The organism is Nocardia sp. NPDC058176 (assembly GCF_042883805.1).
GTDB lineage: Bacteria > Actinomycetota > Actinomycetes > Mycobacteriales > Mycobacteriaceae > Nocardia.
This window is the reverse complement of sequence record NZ_JBHVVA010000003.1, coordinates 236,096-254,257: the sequence shown is the minus strand read 5'-3', so window position 1 is coordinate 254,257 and position 18,162 is coordinate 236,096. Positions and strand designations below refer to the sequence as shown.

The 18,162-nt window shown below is 68.0% G+C and carries 13 protein-coding genes; 8 read left to right on the top strand and 5 right to left on the bottom strand.

What is annotated here, in order from left to right; genetic code table 11:
- Window positions 1-48 precede the first annotated feature (48 nt).
- Window positions 49-810, top strand: coding sequence for an alpha/beta fold hydrolase (locus ACFVVM_RS19230; protein ID WP_387619820.1), 762 nt, complete (start codon window positions 49-51; stop codon window positions 808-810).
- Window positions 811-1,087: 277 nt separating this feature from the next.
- On the opposite strand, the gene ACFVVM_RS19225 is transcribed toward ACFVVM_RS19230, so the two are convergent.
- Window positions 1,088-2,746: an ArnT family glycosyltransferase gene (locus ACFVVM_RS19225; protein WP_387619817.1), complete on the bottom strand. Its 1,659-nt coding sequence runs from the start codon at window positions 2,744-2,746 to the stop codon at window positions 1,088-1,090.
- Between the two features lie 131 nt (window positions 2,747-2,877).
- Between ACFVVM_RS19225 and ACFVVM_RS19220 the strand changes: the two genes are divergently transcribed.
- The 3 genes from ACFVVM_RS19220 (at window position 2,878) to ACFVVM_RS19210 (ending at window position 6,217) form a co-directional block, all read left to right on the top strand.
- Window positions 2,878-4,272: an acyl-CoA dehydrogenase family protein gene (locus tag ACFVVM_RS19220; RefSeq protein WP_387619815.1), complete on the top strand. Its 1,395-nt coding sequence runs from the start codon at window positions 2,878-2,880 to the stop codon at window positions 4,270-4,272.
- 33 nt (window positions 4,273-4,305) lie between these two features.
- Entirely contained in the window at window positions 4,306-5,520 is a 1,215-nt protein-coding gene (locus tag ACFVVM_RS19215; RefSeq protein ID WP_387619812.1) for an acyl-CoA dehydrogenase family protein, read from the top strand.
- A 151-nt stretch (window positions 5,521-5,671) separates the two neighbouring features.
- A complete protein-coding gene (locus tag ACFVVM_RS19210) occupies window positions 5,672-6,217 on the top strand; it encodes a hypothetical protein (protein ID WP_387619809.1) in 546 nt (181 codons plus the stop codon).
- Between the two features lie 66 nt (window positions 6,218-6,283).
- Here ACFVVM_RS19210 and ACFVVM_RS19205 read toward each other — a convergent pair whose 3' ends face one another.
- From ACFVVM_RS19205 to ACFVVM_RS19195, 3 genes are all read right to left on the bottom strand, one after another.
- Complete coding sequence (locus ACFVVM_RS19205) at window positions 6,284-6,928, bottom strand: hypothetical protein (RefSeq protein WP_387619807.1); 645 nt, start codon at window positions 6,926-6,928, stop codon at window positions 6,284-6,286.
- Between the two features lie 92 nt (window positions 6,929-7,020).
- Window positions 7,021-7,578 carry a hypothetical protein gene (locus tag ACFVVM_RS19200; protein WP_387619804.1) on the bottom strand — a complete coding sequence of 186 codons (558 nt, stop codon included), beginning with the start codon at window positions 7,576-7,578 and terminating at the stop codon, window positions 7,021-7,023.
- A gap of 83 nt (window positions 7,579-7,661) precedes the next feature.
- Window positions 7,662-8,402, bottom strand: coding sequence for an alpha/beta hydrolase (locus ACFVVM_RS19195; protein ID WP_387619803.1), 741 nt, complete (start codon window positions 8,400-8,402; stop codon window positions 7,662-7,664).
- A gap of 246 nt (window positions 8,403-8,648) precedes the next feature.
- On the opposite strand from ACFVVM_RS19195, the gene ACFVVM_RS19190 reads away from it, so the two are divergent.
- The 4 genes from ACFVVM_RS19190 to ACFVVM_RS19175 all read left to right on the top strand — a co-directional run bounded on the left by ACFVVM_RS19190 (window position 8,649) and on the right by ACFVVM_RS19175 (window position 17,191).
- Window positions 8,649-9,008 (top strand): nuclear transport factor 2 family protein, encoded by a 360-nt coding sequence (locus ACFVVM_RS19190; protein WP_387619800.1) that lies wholly within the window; start codon window positions 8,649-8,651, stop codon window positions 9,006-9,008.
- A 191-nt stretch (window positions 9,009-9,199) separates the two neighbouring features.
- Window positions 9,200-14,626, top strand: coding sequence for a glutamate synthase-related protein (locus tag ACFVVM_RS19185; protein ID WP_387619797.1), 5,427 nt, complete (start codon window positions 9,200-9,202; stop codon window positions 14,624-14,626).
- Complete coding sequence (locus ACFVVM_RS19180) at window positions 14,623-16,362, top strand: sulfite reductase flavoprotein subunit alpha (protein ID WP_387619794.1); 1,740 nt, start codon at window positions 14,623-14,625, stop codon at window positions 16,360-16,362. The genes ACFVVM_RS19185 and ACFVVM_RS19180 overlap by 4 nt, the downstream gene beginning before the upstream one ends.
- Window positions 16,352-17,191, top strand: coding sequence for a hypothetical protein (locus tag ACFVVM_RS19175; protein ID WP_387619792.1), 840 nt, complete (start codon window positions 16,352-16,354; stop codon window positions 17,189-17,191). The genes ACFVVM_RS19180 and ACFVVM_RS19175 overlap by 11 nt, the downstream gene beginning before the upstream one ends.
- A gap of 1 nt (window position 17,192) precedes the next feature.
- On the opposite strand, the gene ACFVVM_RS19170 is transcribed toward ACFVVM_RS19175, so the two are convergent.
- Window positions 17,193-18,155: a DUF5996 family protein gene (locus ACFVVM_RS19170; RefSeq protein ID WP_387619789.1), complete on the bottom strand. Its 963-nt coding sequence runs from the start codon at window positions 18,153-18,155 to the stop codon at window positions 17,193-17,195.
- Window positions 18,156-18,162: the final 7 nt, after the last annotated feature.

Below are 18,162 nucleotides of genomic sequence, written 5' to 3'. Positions count from 1 at the left end.
ACCCGAGCCTTGACCTTCACACCCATGTGAATACCTAACTTCGCCGGCATGACAACGATTCCCCTGCAGACCACCGTCCACGGCTCCGGCCCCGGCATCGTGCTCGCGCACGGCGCGGGCGGCGGGATCGAGAGCAACTTCGGCGCACTCGTTCCCCTGCTCGCGGCCGATCACACCGTGGTCGCCTCCGACTACCCCGCCGACGAGACCCCTCTGACCCTCGACGGCCTCGCCGACGCGCTGGTCGAGGCCGCGGTGGCGGCAGGTGTGGAGACGTTCACGATCATCGGGTTCTCGCTCGGGACGGCAGTGGCCGTGCGGGCGGCCGCGCGGCATCCCGAGCGGGTGACCGGCCTGCTGCTCACGGCGGGCCTGGCGGTGCCGGACAACCGAGCACGGCTGATCGTCCGGGGTTGGCAGAATCTCCTCGCCCGGGACGACCGCGACGATTTCGCCCGCCTGGTGCTGGCCACCGGCTTCTCCACCCGCTATGTCAACGAGCTGTCCGCCGAAACCGTCGACGAGATCATCCGCCAGACCGCGGCCGCGATCCCCGGCGGCACCCGGCAGCAGGCCGCGCTGGTCGACACCGTCGACACGACCGCCGACCTGCCGGGCATCACCGTGCCGACCCTCGTCGTCGCCACCACCGCCGACCTCCTGGTCGATCCCGCCAACTCCCACGCCCTCGCCACCGCGATCCCCCGCGCCGAATACGTCGAGATCGACGCGGGCCACGTGGTGATGGTGGAACAGCCCGAAGCCTGGCAGAAACTCCTCGCCGACTTCCTCGACCGCCACAACCTCTAGACCGAGCGACACCCCCACCCGCGTGGCCAGGCGTCCCCACACCTGCGCCAAGGCGAGATGTCTCGACCTGGACAGTCGATCACCAGGCACTGGTAGCGCACGCTACTCGGCCGATACTTATCTGAGTGCCTGGTGATCAACCGTCCAACCCGGTGCCGCCCCGATCCGGCAACCCCGATCTGATCGCGACGCCGCGTGCACCGGGTCAGCCCGAGAACGCCCAGGGCGTGGCCACAGCTGCGACCGCGGCGGTATCCGTGGGATCGCGACAGTGTGGTCACGTCAGCTGAGGGTGCACAGGGGCCGCAGCGGCGACCACGGCCGTGCCGATCGGATCGCGACGGCGGGTCGGGACAGCCGAGAGCGCGTGGCATAGGAGCACACTCCGGCCGTGTCGGTTGGGTTTGCGACAGCGTGTGCGCCAGGTCGACCATGAGCGCACGGTGTGGTCATAGCCGCATACCCCGATCGGATCGCGACGGCGGGTGCGCCGGGTCAGCCGAGGGTTCGCAGGTGTGGCCACAGCTGCGACCACGGTTGGCGTGGATCGCGGCAGAGGAACAGTGGTTCGCCCTGTTCGTCGTTGTCGATGTCGAGGCCGTTGTCGAGAACACCGAGGGGTTCGACGACCGCGCAGAGTTCGGTGAGGCGGTCGTGGTCGATTGCCTACGGTGAGGACTTCGGTCGCCGAATCGGGTGGCGGTCCCCACCACCAGTAGGCGTTGTGGCCGGAATGCGGTGTGGGCAGGCCGTATTCGGCGCCGTAGCGCTCGATCGCGCCTGCCTCGCCGTAGTTGGCGGTGAGGATGGCGGCGCCCGGTGGGTGGGCGGCGGCGATCTGTTCGACGTAGCGGGGCCAGCCGATGGTCTCGCCCGCGTCGTAGTTGACGGCGAGGACCGGGGAGTCCGGGATCGCCTCGACCGGCAGCAGCGGCAGGAACAGCGATGCCGACAGCGCGGCGTTGAGCGCGACCACGGAACCCGCTGCCACCCAACGCTTTCCATACGCACCGAGCCATCCGCTCAGTCCCACCACACCGGCGGCCAGCAGCACCGGATACATCCCGCCGAGGTAATACGCCTTGCCACCGCTCACCAGGAACACCACGAACAGCACCGCGTACGCGACCGCGAAAGCTCGGTGGCGCGAACGCCACAACCGCCACAGGCCGTAGATCCACAGCGGCGCCAGCAGCGGACCGAACAGACCGAACTGCAAGAGCACGAACATGATCGGCGAATCCGAGGTGCCCGACGAGCCACCCGCGATCGCTCGGCTCAGCGCCCACTGCGGCCACCCGTTGCTCGCCTGCCACCACAGATAGGGCGTCACCAGCAGTGCCGCGATGCCGAGCGCACCCGCGAAGTACCTGGTGGCGAACATCTTTCGGGATCCGGTGAGAACCAGCGCCAGGGCGAGTACGCCGACGGGCACGATCAGCAGCACCTTGTTCAACAGACCGACGCCGACGACGAGCCCGATCGGCAGCCACCAGCGCGGATCCGCTGCCGACGCGCCGTCGTCGGAGGTCCGCAGCAGCTTCAACACCAGCAGGCAGAGCAGCGACCACGCCGCCAGGTCGAACACCGTCGTCCCGAACAGGTGCCCGGCGCCCTGAACCATCGCCGCGCTCGCCACCGTCGCGGCGGTCAGCGCTTTGGCACCGCGCCCACCGCCCAGCTCACCGGCGATCAGCCCGGCGCAGATCACCACGAAGGTGGCCGCGGCGACGGCGGGCAGGCGCAGCAGCCATAACGAATCGGGATCGATCGCCGACATCAATCGGGCGAGGGCGGGCGTCAGCGGTGGCTGATCGGGGTAACCCCAGTCCAGTCGACGACCAGCTGTGAGGAAGTACAGCTCATCGCGGTGATAGCCGTAGCGGGTCGAAGTCGCCAGCAGAATGAGGGCGAAGGCCGATGCGACGACGAACACTCGTCCAGCGTGACACGATTCCGGCGAATATGCTGACGATCATTGCACTTCTTACTCCGGAGTAAGATAGTCTTACCGAGGAGTAAGATAGCTGGGGTCGCAACCGCCCCGACAGCCGAGGAAATCAGGTGATGATGAGCACTCGAGACAGCGCGACGAAGCGACGTCCGAACGACACGTCCGCGGTCGGCCTCAGCCAGCCCAAGCGGGACTGGATGGGCGCCGCCATGCGCGCTTTGACGACCATTACCGGGTCGGAGCTCGCCGAGAAGTACAACCTGCGCAAGCCGATCGAGCGAGTCACCTACGAGGGCACCAAGACCGGGTTCCGCACCCTGGGCGCGGCCACCCGCACCTTCGCCAAGGTGACCGGCGGCGGCCAGCCCAAGCGGCTGCCCGACAACGAGGCGAAGACCAAGGACTACTTCGACCTCACCCCGTCGGACGAGCAGCAGATGATCGTCGAGACGGTGAAGGACTTCGCGGGCGAGATCCTGCGGCCGGCCGCCTACGACGCCGACAACGCCGCCAAGGCCCCGCGCGATCTGCTCGAGCGCGCCGCCGAACTCGGCATCACGCTGATCAATGTGCCCGAGGAGCTCGAGGGCGCGGCATCCGAGCGTGGCGCCGTCACCAATGCCCTGGTGGCCGAGGCTCTTTCCTACGGTGACATGGGTCTGGCGCTGCCGATCCTGGCGCCGAGCGGTGTCGCCGTCGCACTCTCGCAGTGGGGCACCGACGCCCAGCAGAAGACCTACCTGCCCGCCTTCACCGGCGAGAACGTGCCGCAGGCCTCCGTGGTGATCAACGAGCCGCGCGCCCTGTTCGACCCGTTCGCCCTGCAGACCAAGGCCACCCGCTCCCCCAGCGGCTACCGCCTCAACGGTGTGAAGAGCCTGGTCCCGGCCGCCGCCGACGCCGAACTGTTCGTCGTCGCCGCCGAGCTCGACGGTCGTCCGGCACTGTTCCTGGTCGAGTCCGACACCGCCGGACTGTCGGTGGAAGCCGATCCGAGCATGGGTCTGCGCGCCGCGGGCCTGGGTCGGCTGATCCTGGACAACGTGGCCGTGGGCACCGAGGCCGTGCTCGGCGACGGTGACGCCAAGGCGCGTGCCGCCGAGTACGCCGATGCCGTGCAGCTGGCCCGCCTGGGCTGGGCTTCGCTGGCGATCGGCACCGGGCAGTCGGTGCTCGACTACGTGATCCCCTATGTCAACGAGCGCGAGGCGTTCGGCGAGCCCATCTCGCACCGCCAGGCGGTGGCGTTCATGGTCGCCAACATCGCGATCGAGCTCGACGGTCTCCGTCTCGTGACCCTGCGGGGTGCGTCACGCGCGGAGCAGGGTCTGTCGTTCGCTCGTGAGGCGGCGCTGGCGCGCAAGCTGGCCACCGACAAGGGCATGCAGATCGGTCTGGACGGCGTGCAGCTGCTCGGCGGCCACGGCTTCACCAAGGAACACCCGGTCGAGCGCTGGTACCGCGACCTTCGTGCCATCGGCGTCGCCGAGGGCATCGTGCTGGTGTAGCGGCCCCGTTTCTTACCTTCCAGGAGACTTCCCATGATCAATCTCGAACTCCCCAAGAAGCTGAAGGCGAGCGCCAACCAGGCCCACCAGGTCGCCTCGCAGATCTTCCGTCCCATCTCCCGCAAGTACGACCTCGCCGAGCACGCGTACCCGGTCGAGCTCGACACCATGGCCGCCATGGTCGAAGGCCTGGCCGACTCGGGTACCCAGAAGATCGGTGGCGCCGCGGGCGGCCGCAATGACGAGGCGGGCACCGACCTGCTCGCCAATGCCAACGGCGGCAACATGTCCGCGCTGCTCAACGCCCTGGAGACCTCCTGGGGCGATGTCGGCCTGATGCTGACCATCCCCTACCAGGGGCTGGGCAATGCCGCGATCGCCGCGGTCGCCACCGACGAGCAGCTCGAGCGCTTCGGCAAGGTGTGGGCCGCGATGGCCATCACCGAGCCGTCCTTCGGGTCCGACTCCGCCGCCGTCACCACCACCGCCGTCCTCGACGGCGACGAGTGGGTCCTCAACGGCGAGAAGATCTTCGTCACCTGTGGTGAGCGCGCCACCCACATCGTGGTGTGGGCCTCGGTCGACAAGAAGCTCGGTCGCGCGGCGATCAAGTCCTTCGTCGTCCCGCGTGACGCCCCTGGCCTGTCAGTGGCGCGGCTCGAGCACAAGCTCGGCATCAAGGCCTCCGACACCGCCGTGCTGCTGCTGCAGGACTGCCGGATTCCCGCCGACAACATCCTCGGCTCGCCGGAAGTCAACGTGGAGAAGGGCTTTGCCGGGGTCATGCAGACCTTCGACAACACCCGTCCCCTCGTCGCGGCCATGGCCGTCGGCGTGGCCCGTGCCGCGCTCGAGGAACTGCGCACCATTCTCACCGAGGCCGGTGTCGAGATCTCCTACGACACCCCCGCGATCAACCAGCACGCCGCGGCCGCCGAATTCCTGCGCCTGGAAGCCGATTACGAATCGGCCTACCTGCTGTCGCTGCGCGCCGCCTGGATGGCCGACAACAAGAAGCCCAACTCCCTCGAGGCTTCCATGTCCAAGGCCAAGGCCGGCCGCACCGGCACCGACGTCACCCTCAAGGCCGTCGAACTCGCAGGCACCCTGGGCTACTCCCAGCGCCTGCTCCTGGAGAAGTGGGGCCGCGACTCCAAGATCCTCGACATCTTCGAGGGCACCCAGCAGATCCAGCAGCTGATCGTGGCCCGCCGAGTCCTCGGAAAGTCCAGCGCTGAACTGAAGTGATCTGGTAGACATAGAAATCCGGTGCGAGTCGACTTGTCGACTCGCACCGGATTTCTATTTCCGGAGATGGCCGCTCGGGGTAATGGTTTCCCCGAGGCCATTGCCGAGAGGCAGCGTCAGAGCGATAGCTTTGATTGTGCTCACAGTGGTGATGAACGACCTGGCGGCGAGAGTGCTCGGCGTGCGGGGTGGATTCGGCGGGCTCGATCCAGACGGTGGCTTGGCGGCCGGTTTGCGGACGTGGGTGGACAGCGGGATCGAATGCCACGGCGAGGTGGTGTGCTGGCGACCGGTTCCGGCGCACGCTGACGACGCGCCGGGGCAGGCCTTCGATCCGACCGGATGGGAATGCTCGCAGACCAGCTTCCATCTCGAAGATTTTGTGCCAGTGGAGACTACGTATGCCGAGGGACCGATCATCAGCGTCGACGCACAGCGAACCCTGCTTCGGCAAGGGATCGCACTGGCGCGGGAGGTCGGGCGACTGGCTGGCGACCTGGACACGCCGATTCCACTGCGCTGCGTCATCGCGACGAACGAAACGAATGGCACGTTCAGGTTTCATCGGATCAGGCCCGAGGAAAGCTGGTTGGTCGACGACCTCGACAGTTACGACGGAGACTGCGTAGTTGCCATCGATTTCCCCGCGATCCGACCCCCACAGTCACCACCGGCTGCAGCACAACCGAGCTGGTAGAAGATAGAAACCCGGTGCGGGTCTGTTCGACGCACACCGGGTTTGTTCTTTCGTGGGTGTCGGCGGTCAGGGTGAACGGGGCGGCTGGGGTTGACCGGACATATGGGCGTCCGCGGCTGCCTTCAGTTCTTGGATCGCCGCGTCGACGCCGCGATCGGCGATGGTCAGTGCCACCTCCAGATTGGTCTGGAATGCCACGGTGGCACCGGCGAGCAGCAGGCCGGACACCTTCTGACGGTTCTGGACGTGGATCAGGACTGTGCCGAAATCGGCGTCGGCGTCGATGCCGACCAACTTGTCGAACCGCCACTCCCTGGTGGCCTTCCAGCCGGTGAAAATCACTCGGGTAGTGGTGATCACGGCCCGGCCGACATCGATCGGAGTCTGCAGCTCCGGCCCCGGAATGTAGGTTCCGCGATAACTGCCCGTGCGATACCAGACCCCTCTCGCGATGCGGACGCTGATTCCGGACGAGCGGCCTGAATAGTGTCCCCGGAGCTTTCTCGGTTCGATCAACTGCCCTTCGCAACCGAACAGCGCAGACTCGTTCGACTTCAGGACGACGCCGAAGTCGGTCCTCCCGCGATCACGCAGAGTCGCTCTTGCCACCGCGACCAAGGTGTCGAGCCGATCCTGCTCGGCCTGCCATCCGGCCAATTCGACGTGATAGGCCCGTTCGGCGGGCGTATACGCCGCCCGAGCACCGACCACGCCCGGAATTCGTTCCCGCGCACCGCGTCCGACCTGCCACCATCGATTCCCCGCCGCACCAGATGCCACGACAGCCCCCTTTCTGTGATGCGCTACCGGTCCCTGGCCTCGTTGAGTTGCTGCATCAAGACGGTGTCACCGGTCTTGATGTTGTCGGGATGAAAGACTTTCGTCAGCGCTCTGAACACGGCCTCCGTGCGGCTCGCACCGAGGGCACTGAACAGCTGCTCTGCCCAGGTCCCGCCGGCGGGCGATCCCCGAAACCGCTCCGCCGACTCCTTTCGAAGTTGCTGCACACTCGTACGCAGTTCCTCGAGCTCGTCCTGCAGTTGCTGAATGTAGGTGTGCTGCTGCCTCGCTGCGGAGTCCATCGCGTCGTACTTCTTCTTCCAGTGCGCGGCGTCGCCGTGATCGTTGTCGCGCGCGGGCTGTTCCCCGTTCCGTTCGACCCGTGCGCCCAGGCGTCCGAAGGTGGACAAGAGTTCGGTGACATCGGCCCGGATGTGCCATTCGACGTTGGACCTGTCATAGCTGCGCGAGCGCTGGGGGATCGCCGTCTTGAGCGCGTCGAGCAACTCCTCGTCGCGTCGGCTGAAGGCGATGACCCAGTAGTCATCCCTGGCCTCGACGGAAACAGTCGTCTGCGCCACGTATCCCCCTGTCACTCGACCCTGCCCCGCGAGAACGAACTCCATTGTTACGCAACGCTTGCGAAGTAGCCATCGAGAGCGCGCTATCGCGGAGCGGATGGACTCAGGTGGCGGGTGAAGAAGTGGTTTGCGTATTCACCGGCGTGGGCCGGGACGCCGGTGTGGCCGCCCATGTTGGCCAGGAGGGTCTTTTCGGGGGAGGCGAAGGTGTCGAAGAGGTCGAGGGCGAGTTGGCGGTCGTTGCCCTCGTCGTCCCATTGGAGGAGGACTTGGAGGGGGATGGTTAGTTGGCGGGCCTCTTCGAACATGGCTCGGGGGACGTAGCTTCCGGCGAAGAGGACGGCGGCGGTGATGCGGGGGTCTAGTCGGGCCAGGCGGATGGCGATGGCGATGATGCCGCCGGAGAGGCCGACCGGGCCTTCGATGTCGGGGAGGGACAGGAGGGCGTCGAGGGCTGACTGCCATTCGGGGACGGACTGGTCGACCAGGGGGCGGACGAGGCGTTCGATGATTTCGTCGTCGACGGGGACGCCTGCCTTGATGGCGTGGCGCAGGTCGGCGCGGGCCTGGTCGGCGGTGGGGGAACGGGGGCGGTCGCCGCTGCCGGGGAGTTCGATGGTGGCCGCGGCGAAGCCCTGGGCGGCGCAGGCGCGGGCCCGGGCGGCCAGTCGGGGGTACATGGCGGGGAGTCCGCCGGGGTGGCCGAGCAGGATCAGCGGGGCGGGGGTGGATCCGGGCGTCCAGAAGATGCCGGGGATGTCGCCGAGGGTGAATTCGCGTTCGAGGACATCGTCGTCGAGGCGGTGTTCGGAAAGGAAGTGCATGGTCGTGCCTTTCGGGAGTGATGGCGCTCCCGGACGACCTATCGCCCGACCGTGACCCCGGAGGAGAGCACCCACGTCGATACTGCGTTCACGGGTACCACCTCCTCGTTCTCTCGCACGGTCTCCAGCAAGCTAGCAGCGGTGGACCCCGGGCCGCCAACGATTTTCGCCGGCCGAGCAGGCGGGACGTTCAGCCGAGCGTGAAAATTCGCCGATCCTGGCGCCGCGGCTGACAAGCTGAGCAGCATGGAAGATCTACGGGATGCCGAGCATCGGCTACAGGCCGCACAGCTGGCGGGCGATGTCGACGCGTTGGACAAGCTGCTGGACGATCGCCTGATCTTCACCCTCGGCGGTGACGTCTACGGCAAGGCCGACGACCTCGAGCTCCATCGCACCGGGGCACAGGTGTTGACGAAGCTGGTCGAGGAGGATCTGACCGTGCTCGCCGACGGTTCCACCGGGGTGACCTGGTTCCTCGGCACCGTCGAGGGCAGCGTGCACGGAACGCCGTTCGCCGCCACGATGCGCTACACCCGGACCTGGTTGCACGACGAGGTGCACGGCTGGCGGATCATCGCCGCCCACGCGGGCACCACCTCCTGACGCGGGCCGTCCGCCCAGGTCACGGACCCGACGGTCTGTTTCGGGGGTCGGCGCGGGGTGTGATGCTGAACGCTCCTCGATTTAGCTGATGCTTACTTAGGCTAGGCTCTGCTCATTTGCCGTGACGCGGAGCGGGCGGCTGAGCATCAGTGGGTGCGCCGTTCGCGGCGCGGGCCGAGGAGATTCGTCGTTTGAGTGGGCTGTATGACGCGGAGCAGGAGAAGAGCAGTTGTGGTGTCGGGTTCCTGACCCGCAAGGACGGCGTCCAGACCCACGAGATCATTCACAAGCTGCACGAGGCACTGTGCGCGGTGCCGCATCGCGGTGGGATGTCGTCGGAGGGTGTGGGTGACGGTGCGGGGGTGAACCTCGACCTGTCGCTGCGCTTCTTCGCCGAGCTGACCGGGCGCGCCGATCTGGCCCACGGCCAGTTCGGCGTCGGCAATTTCTTCCTGCCGACCGATCCGGCGTTCCACGCCGAGGCCGAATCGGTGATCGAGGACGCGCTGGCGGCACAGGGTTTCGAGATCCTGTGCACCCGCGACGTGCCGGTCGACGACGACGCCATCCGCCCGGCGGCCAGGAAGTACCAGCTGCCGATCCGGCAGTGGGTGTTCCTGGCCACCGACGACCGCAAGATCCACGACGCGCTCATGGCGATCGAGGCCGTGGCCTACACCCGCCCCGAACTGCTCGGGATGTACCCGCTCTCGCTCAGCGCCCGCACCCAGGTGCTCAAGGGCAGGCTCAACTCGAACGAAGTGGTGCCCTACTTCCGCGATCTGAACGACCCGCGAATGGAAGTGCACTCGATGTTCTTCCACACCCGGTTCTCCACCAACACCGCGCCCAACGCGACGATGGCCCAGCCCTTCCGGCTGATGGCCCACAACGGTGAACTCAACACCGACAAGAAGAACCGCCTCTCGGAGAACGCGATCGCGCTGGCCCGCAACCGGGCGATCATCCGGCCGCAGGGCCAGTCCGACAGCTGTCGCCTCGACCAGACCCTGCAGAACCGGGTGCTCGAGGACGATCTCGACCTGGTCACCGCGGTCGTCGCGATGATGCCGCCGGCCTGGGAGAACGACACCACCCTCTCCCCGCAGGTGACGGCGATGCTCGAGTACTTCAGCCTCTACGAGGAGAAGAACGACGGCCCGGCCGCGCTGATCTTCGGCAACGGCACGATCATCGGCGCCCGCCTGGACCGCCTCGGCCTGCGCCCGCTGCGCACGGTGGAGACCGCCGAGTACCTGGGCGTGATGTCGGAGGCCGGGCAGGTGTACTTCCCGCCCGAGCAGGTGCTCCAGCGCGGCCGGATCGAAGCGGGCGGCATGCTCTACTTCGACCACGCGCAGCGCCGCTCCTACACCACCACCGAGGCGCTGGAGATGCTCGCGGCGCGCCACGACTACCCCTCGATGCTGACCGCCGCCCGCACGAACCTGGCCGACCTACCGCCGGTCACGCCGGTGCCGCAGGACTCGCCCGCCCGCTACGACGGCGACCTGACCAACCATCAGCGCTACGTCGCGTACTCGCTCAATCAGGAGAGCTTCAAGTTCCTGATGGACCCGATGCTGGCCACCGGCCAGGAGAAGATCTCCGCGATGGGTTACGGCGCGGCGATCAACGCGCTCTCCGATCAGGAAGGCGGTGTCGCCAAGTACTTCTCGCAGCGCTTCGCGCAGGTCACCAACCCGCCGCTGGACAGCATCCGCGAGGCCGACGGCATGACCCTGCGGGTCGCGCTGGGCGCCAAGCCCAACAGCGGCGCCACGCCCGCACCGCAGATCGTGGTCGGCTCGCCGATCCTCACGCATCTGGACATGCTCAAGATCCGCGACCAGGACCAGACCCCGGTGCGCCGGTTCGGCATGCGCTACCGGGTCGACCTCACCGACCCGCGTGCCAATGCCGAGGCGCTGGTGCGCGCGGTCGACGCCCTGTGCGACGAGATCGAGGCCTTCGCACGCGAATCCGGCGGCATCGCGGTGATCACCGACCGGCACGTCGCCCGTGAACGCGCGGCGATGCCGCTGATCATCGTGGTGTCGGCGATCAACCAGCGGCTGATCGAACAGGGCCTGCGCCTGCGGGTCTCGGTGATCGCCGAGAGCGGTCAGCTGTGCTCCTCGCACCACATCGCCGCGGTGCTCGGGTTCGGCGCGTCGGCGGTGTATCCCCTCGCGGTGCAGATGCGCGCGGAGGAGAAGTTCGGCGGCGATGCCGACCAGGCGTTCAAGTACTTCGCCAAGGCCGCCGAGAAGTCGCTGATGAAGACGATGGGCCGGGTGGGTCTCTGCACGGTCGAGAGCTACATCGGCGGCGAGTTCTTCGAGCCGAACTATCTCGACACCGGTGATCCGGTGCTGCACAAGTACTTTCCCAATGTGGTCTCGCCGGTGGCGGGTGTCGGCTTCACGACGCTGGCCGCGGCGGTCGCCGACTGGCACGCCCGCGCGCTCGCGGTGACCGGCGACAAGGACATCCCGCTGCTGGGCCTGTTCAAGGAGCGCGCCGAAGGCGCGGGCCATTCCTACGGCACCACCGCGGTGCGCGGTTTCGTCGACATGACCGAGGAGGCGATCTCCTTCGACGACACCGCCCGCCCGGACAACCCGGCGATGACCGACGCCACCTTCCTGCGACTGCTGCCGCTCAACCAGCTCGAGGGCGCCTTCGGCCTCGACGACGAGGCCTACCGCAACACCAGCTTCGACCAGCTGAGCCCACGCGCGCTGGACAGTTTCGACATCACGCCCGGCTACCGCCATTTCGTGCGGTCGATGAACGCCGAGCGCACCCGTCGCCCGGCCGCGCTGCGCGATGTCCTCGCCCTGCCCGCCGACGTGAACTTCGTGCACACCGCCGACGAATTCCGCAGCGAGCTGGGGCAATTCACGCTGACCGGCAACAACGACTTCCAGGTGCGCGGCCTGTCGTGCGAGCGGGACGGCGCGGACTTCGTCCTGCGGCTCACCCACGGCCCCGAACGCCTCGCCGCACTGGCCACCGCCTTGCGCGCACGGTTCGGCGCCGCGATCGTGAGCACCGACATCGCCGGGGACACCCTGCGACTGCGCGCCACCGGTGACGCGGAGAGCTTCCTCGCCGATGTCAGGACCGCACCGGAATCGATCCCGCTGCATCGGGTGCAGCCCGCCAGCGAGATCACCGGCACCCTGGCCTCGGGCGCGATGAGCCACGGCGCCCTGGTCGCCCCGGCCCACGAGGCCGTCGCGCACGGCACCAACATGGTCGGCGGCATGTCCAACTGCGGTGAGGGCGGCGAGCACATCACCCGCTACGGCACCATCCGCGGTTCACGGATCAAGCAGTTCGCCTCCGGGCGCTTCGGCGTGTGGTCGGGGTACCTGGCCGATCCGATGCTGCAGGAACTCGAGATCAAGATCGGGCAGGGCGCCAAGCCCGGCGAGGGCGGTCAGCTGCCCGCGCCGAAGGTGACCGTGGAGATCGCGGCCGCGCGCGGCGGCACGCCCGGCGTCGAACTCGTCTCTCCCCCACCACATCACGACACCTACTCGATCGAGGATCTGGCGCAGCTGATCCACGACTGCAAGGCCGCGCGGGTGCGGGTGATCGTGAAACTGGTGTCCTCGGAGGGCATCGGCACGATCGCGGTCGGTGTGGCCAAGGCGGGCGCCGATGTCATCAATGTCGCGGGCAACACCGGTGGCACCGGCGCGGCGGCGGTGACCAGCCTCAAGTACGCGGGGCGCAGCGCCGAGATCGGCGTCGCCGAGGTGCATCAGGCCCTGTGCGCCAACGGTATTCGCCAGAAGGTGATCCTGCGCTGTTCCGGCGCGCACCAAACCGCCAGTGACGTCGTGAAATCGGCACTGCTGGGCGCGGACAGCTTCGAGTTCGGCACCACCGCGCTGATGATGCTCAAGTGCGTGATGGCCAAGAACTGCAACATCAAGTGTCCGGCCGGGCTCACCACCAATGCCGAAGTGTTCGAAGGTGATCCGCGGGCGCTGGCGCAGTATCTGCTCAACATCTCCCACGAGGTGCGCGAGATCCTGGCGACGCTGGGGCTGCGCTCACTGCGCGAGGCGCGCGGTCGCAGCGATCTGCTGCACCTGCACGACCACCCCTCCAGCATCGGCACCCTCGACCTGCGCCGCATGCTCGAGGTGGCCGAGGAGGTGCTCGTCGAGGACCCCATCTACATGGAGAAGGACTACACGATCGACGACGCGTTCCTCGACCAGCTCGACCTGGGCGGGGCCACCCTCGCGCCGGTCGCGCTGAGCAACCGGAACAAGAGCGTCGGCGGCCAGCTCGCCATCGACATCGAACGCCTGCTCAACCACGGCGGTGGCGACGGCCCCGCGGTCACCACCGACGATCGCGGACGCCGCTACCTGCTGCCCGACAGCGTCACCATCACCACCACCGGGTCGGCGGGCCAGAGCTACGGCGTGTTCTGCACCGACGGAATGTCGTTGACCCACACCGGAACCTGCAACGACGGCGTCGGCAAGGGCGCCTGCGGTGGCACGATCGCAGTGCGCTCCCCCGGCGGCGGCGCGGACGTGCACGGCGGCAATGTGCTGATCGGCAACTTCGCGCTGTTCGGTGCCTCGGGCGGCCGATTATTCGTCGAGGGCCAGGCCGGTGACCGGTTCGCGGTGCGCAATTCCGGCGCGACCGCAGTGGTCGAGGGCGTCGGCGAGTTCCTGTGCGAGTACATGACCAACGGCGCCGTGCTCAATATCGGCGGCTTCGGCAAGGGCGTCGCCAACGGCATGAGCGGCGGCTTCCTCTACCAGTACAACCCCGACGGTGACCTGGCCTCGAAAGTGAGCGCCGACTCGGTGCTCGTGCTGCCGATCACCGACGCGCCGTTCCACGAACTGGCCGCGCGCACCATGCTGGAGTGGCACGTCGCCGCCACCGGTTCGGCGAAAGGCCGTGCGCTGCTGGCGGACTGGGACAGCACCCGGCACCTGCTCAGCTACGCCATGCCGCGCGCGCTGCTGCAGTACCAGGACTCGGATGCGATCCTGGCCGCCAAGACCCGCCGCGAACTGCTCGACGAGCTCGCCGCGGCACTGGCCGGACACCAGGTGCGCAAGTTCAAGCTGTCCTACCGCGATCAGCGCACCGTGCTCGACGGTTCGGTGCCCGGCTACGGCGACACCGACAGCGAGGAGATGTTCGCCCTGCTCAACACCTACACGGTGCTGAACATGGCCCAGCAGCTGGCACTTTCGCGGATGTCGGGTCCGGCCAAGGTCGACGATCCGGTGGTCGGCAAGGCCGTGCGCAATCTGATCCTCACCGAGGACTTCTTCCTCATCCAGAAACTGCAGAAGTACGCGCGCGAGGCGATCGACGGCTTCAGCGACGACGATCTCGCCGTCCTGGTCGCCGACAAGCGGCTCGGCGACTACAAGCAGGCCCTGAGCAGGCGCAACGTCCGATCGATGGACAGCCCCGGCACCTACGGCTGGATCCTGTTCCAGACCGCGAAGAACATCGACAAGATCGGTCGCCTGCCCTCCTTCGAGGAGCTGTTCGCCCACCAGGCCGTCCCCGTCGTCGCCCTGTCGGGCCCCACTCTCGAGACCGTGAAGAGCTCATGAAAATCGCCTACATCCCCGAAGACGCCCCGTTCAACGAGGACCAGCGCGCCTGGTTGTCCGGCTTCCTTGCCGGGCTGCACTCGCGGCTCGCGATGAACCTCGCCGCGCCGCCCGCGGCCACCACCGATACGGGCGCGCCCCGCCCGCCGCTGCGGATCCTCTACGGCACCCAGACCGGCAATGCCGAGAGCGTCGCCGGTGACGCGGCCGCCGCGGCCAAGGCGCAGGGCTTCGACGCCACGGTCAGCGGGCTCGACGAGATCGAACTCGACGAGTTCGCGGGGCTGAAGTATGTCCTGCTCATCACCTCGACCTACGGCGAGGGCGAGATGCCCGACAATGCCGAATTGTTCTGGGACGCACTGTCGGCCACCACGGCGCCGCGCCTGGAAGGCGTCGCCTACGGCGTGCTCGCGCTCGGCGACACCGGCTACGACGGGTTCTGTCAGGCGGGCAAGCTCTTCGACACCCGGCTCGAGCAGCTCGGCGCGCACCGGATCATCGGCCGGGCCGACTGCGATGTCGACTACGAGACCGCGGCCGCCGAATGGGTGCACAGCGCGGTCTCCACGCTGGTCACCCTGGCCGGGGCCAGCGGCAATTCCGGAACACCGCCGCCGAGCACGGTGGCCCGCTCCGGCTGGACCCGCAAGAACCCGTATCCGGCGCTGCTGCCGGTGAACCGGGTGCTCTCGGGTGCGGGCTCGGGCAAGGAGATCCGGCACTTCGAGTTCGCGCTGGCCGACAGCGGCATCGTCTACGAGGCGGGCGACGCGCTGGCGGTGGTGCCCGCCAACGATCCGGCGCTGGTCGCGGCCATCGCCGAACACTTCCGCGTCTCACCCGACACCCTCGTCGACGGCGAACCGCTCGGCGAGCTGCTCGGCCACCGCTACGAGATCAGCACCCCGTCCAAGGATCTGCTCAGCGAGGTGGAGAGCCGCGCCGAGCACGAGGAGCTCTCCCACGTCCTGCGCGGTGGCGTGAAGGACGTGCTCGACCGCTGGCTCTACGGCAAGGACATCCTCGACATCCTGCGCATCGGCGGCGACGCGCTGAGCCTCGAGGAATTCGTCGGCCTGCTCAAACCGCTTGTGCACCGGGCCTATTCGATCTCGTCGAGCTCGCTGGCCCATCCCGACCACATCCACCTGACCGTGGCCAGCGTGCGCTACCAGGGCGCGGGACGCGAACGCGGCGGCGTCTGTTCGACCTTCCTGGCCGACCGCAGCGAAGGCGCCAAGATCTTCCTGCAGCCCAACAAGCACTTCCGGGTGCCCGCCGACGACGACGTCCCGATGATCATGGTCGGGCCCGGCACCGGCATCGCCCCGTTCCGCGCCTTCCTGCAGGAACGCGAGCAGCGCGGCGCGCAGGGACGCAACTGGCTGTTCTTCGGCGATCAGCATCGCGAACACGACTACATCTACTCCGACGAGCTCACGTCCTGGCACGATTCGGGCGTCCTGGACCGCCTCGATCTCGCGTTCTCGCGCGACCAGGCCGAGAAGATCTACGTGCAGACGCGGATGCGCGAACACGGCGCCGAGCTGTTCGCCTGGCTCGAGGAGGGCGGGCACTTCTACGTGTGCGGTGATGCCACCCGGATGGCCAAGGACGTCGACAAGGCGTTGCACGCCATCGTCGGCGAACACGGCGGACTCGGCCTCGAGGACGCCGACGAGTACGTCAACACCCTCAAGCGAGAGAAGCGGTACGTCCGCGATGTGTACTGACGACAGGCGCTGCGAGCGCTGCCCGGCCCGGCGGATCGGCGCGGGACCACGCGTGGTCGCCGCGGCACTGCCCGCCCTCGGCACCGTCGTCTCGGTCACCGCCAACGACGCCGCGCTGCTCAGCCACACCGGCGAGTACCAGCCGCCCGCGCTCCCCGGCGAGGCGCTGCGCTGCGGCGACCAGCAGATCGCGCTGCGCGTGCATCCGGGTCTGGTCAGCGACACCGTGCTCACCGAGCGCGCGCTGACCATGGCCAACGCGACCGGCACGCATCGCGCCTATCTCACGCCGCTGTCGGACCGGCTCGTGGTCGAGGCGCTGGAATCGGCGCCTGTCGCCGAGCCCGAGACCGCGGACGCGCTGGACTGGTCGAGCGTGAACTGGAGCGAGGCCGACCAGATCACCCACCTCGACGACCTGACGCCCGAGCGCTACCGGGTCCTGCCGTTCACCGGCGCGCGGCGCGTCGATGCGCGCGTCTTCCCGCATCTGCTGACCCATCTCTCCGACATGAGCCTGGCCTACACCGTCGCGGTGCCCGGTGGCGGCTGCGTCCAGTTGCACCGGGGCCCAGCCGCTTTCGTCGAACACACGAGCAGTCATGTCTCGGTGATCTTCGGTGCGGCCCGCTACGCGGTCGACCCGTCCTTCGTCGCCGAGTGCTGGGTCACCCAGGCGCACGGCGTGACCGGGACGACCTCGTCGGTGGAGCTCTACGACCACAGCAATCGGTGCGTCACGGTGCTCACCCAGACCGGGCCGGTGTGTCATCACCTGCACGAGGCGTGGGAGGCCGTCGTCGCCTCGCTGCCCGCGGACGAGCAGTAGGTCAGATCCGGGTGTGGTCGTCGGCGTCGATCCGCCGGTCGAGGCGGTGCGGGTCGACGTCGAGGAGCTTGCGGTCCCAGTGGGCGAGGTCGGCGGCCGCGGCGTAGGTGGTCTGCAGGAAGTCGAGCAGCGTCGCGTCGGGGTCGTCGGACTTGCGGACCACGTCGTAGGGCAGCACGAATTCGCCGAGATCGGCGTCCCAGCGCGCGCCCTCGGGACCGGCCGCGTGCTCGGTGTAGCCCTCGGGGGCGGGGTAGCTGTAGGCGTAGAACATGCCCTCGGTGCCGCCCGCCCAGAACCCGGCGCTGGCGCATTCGCGCGAATAGCCTTCCTCCATCACCCAATTCGCGCAGTTCGGCGCCCCGCCGGGATGCAGCGGCGCGGTGCGCCCGGAGAAGCGGGTGCAGGCGAGGTCGAGCGCGCCCCAGAACACGTGCACCGGACTGGATTTCCCGGCGAAACCGGCGCGCCAGAGCTGGAAGACCCGATTGATCTGCACGAGCTGCTGCCAGAACTGTGTGGCGGCCTGCGCGTCATAGGAGTGGTGGGTGGTGTCGCTCGCGAAGGGGATCGCCGGATCGACCTCGTTGGGCGCGGCCTCGATGTCGAAGGCGACGTCGAGTTGTCCGAGTGCCTCCCCGACCGCGGCGTAGAAGTCGGCGACCGTCCGGGGCCGCAGTGCCACCGTGGCACGACGGGCATCACTGGTGCGCAGGACGAGTTCGTGGTCGACGAAATCGAATTCGATGTCGAGCAGCCGCCCCTCGGCCGGGATGGCACCGGTGCTCAGTCCACGCGCGCTCACCGCGAACGTCACGTTCCACCAGTGGTTGATCAGCGGTGTCCCGGCCAGTTTCACCTTGCCGATGATCTGGGTCCACATGTGCAGGGTGTCGCGGGTGTCGGACCAGGAATCGACCGTCAGTTCGGGCCAGATCGCCTTGGCGGGGGTCAGACGGGTCATCGGAGCA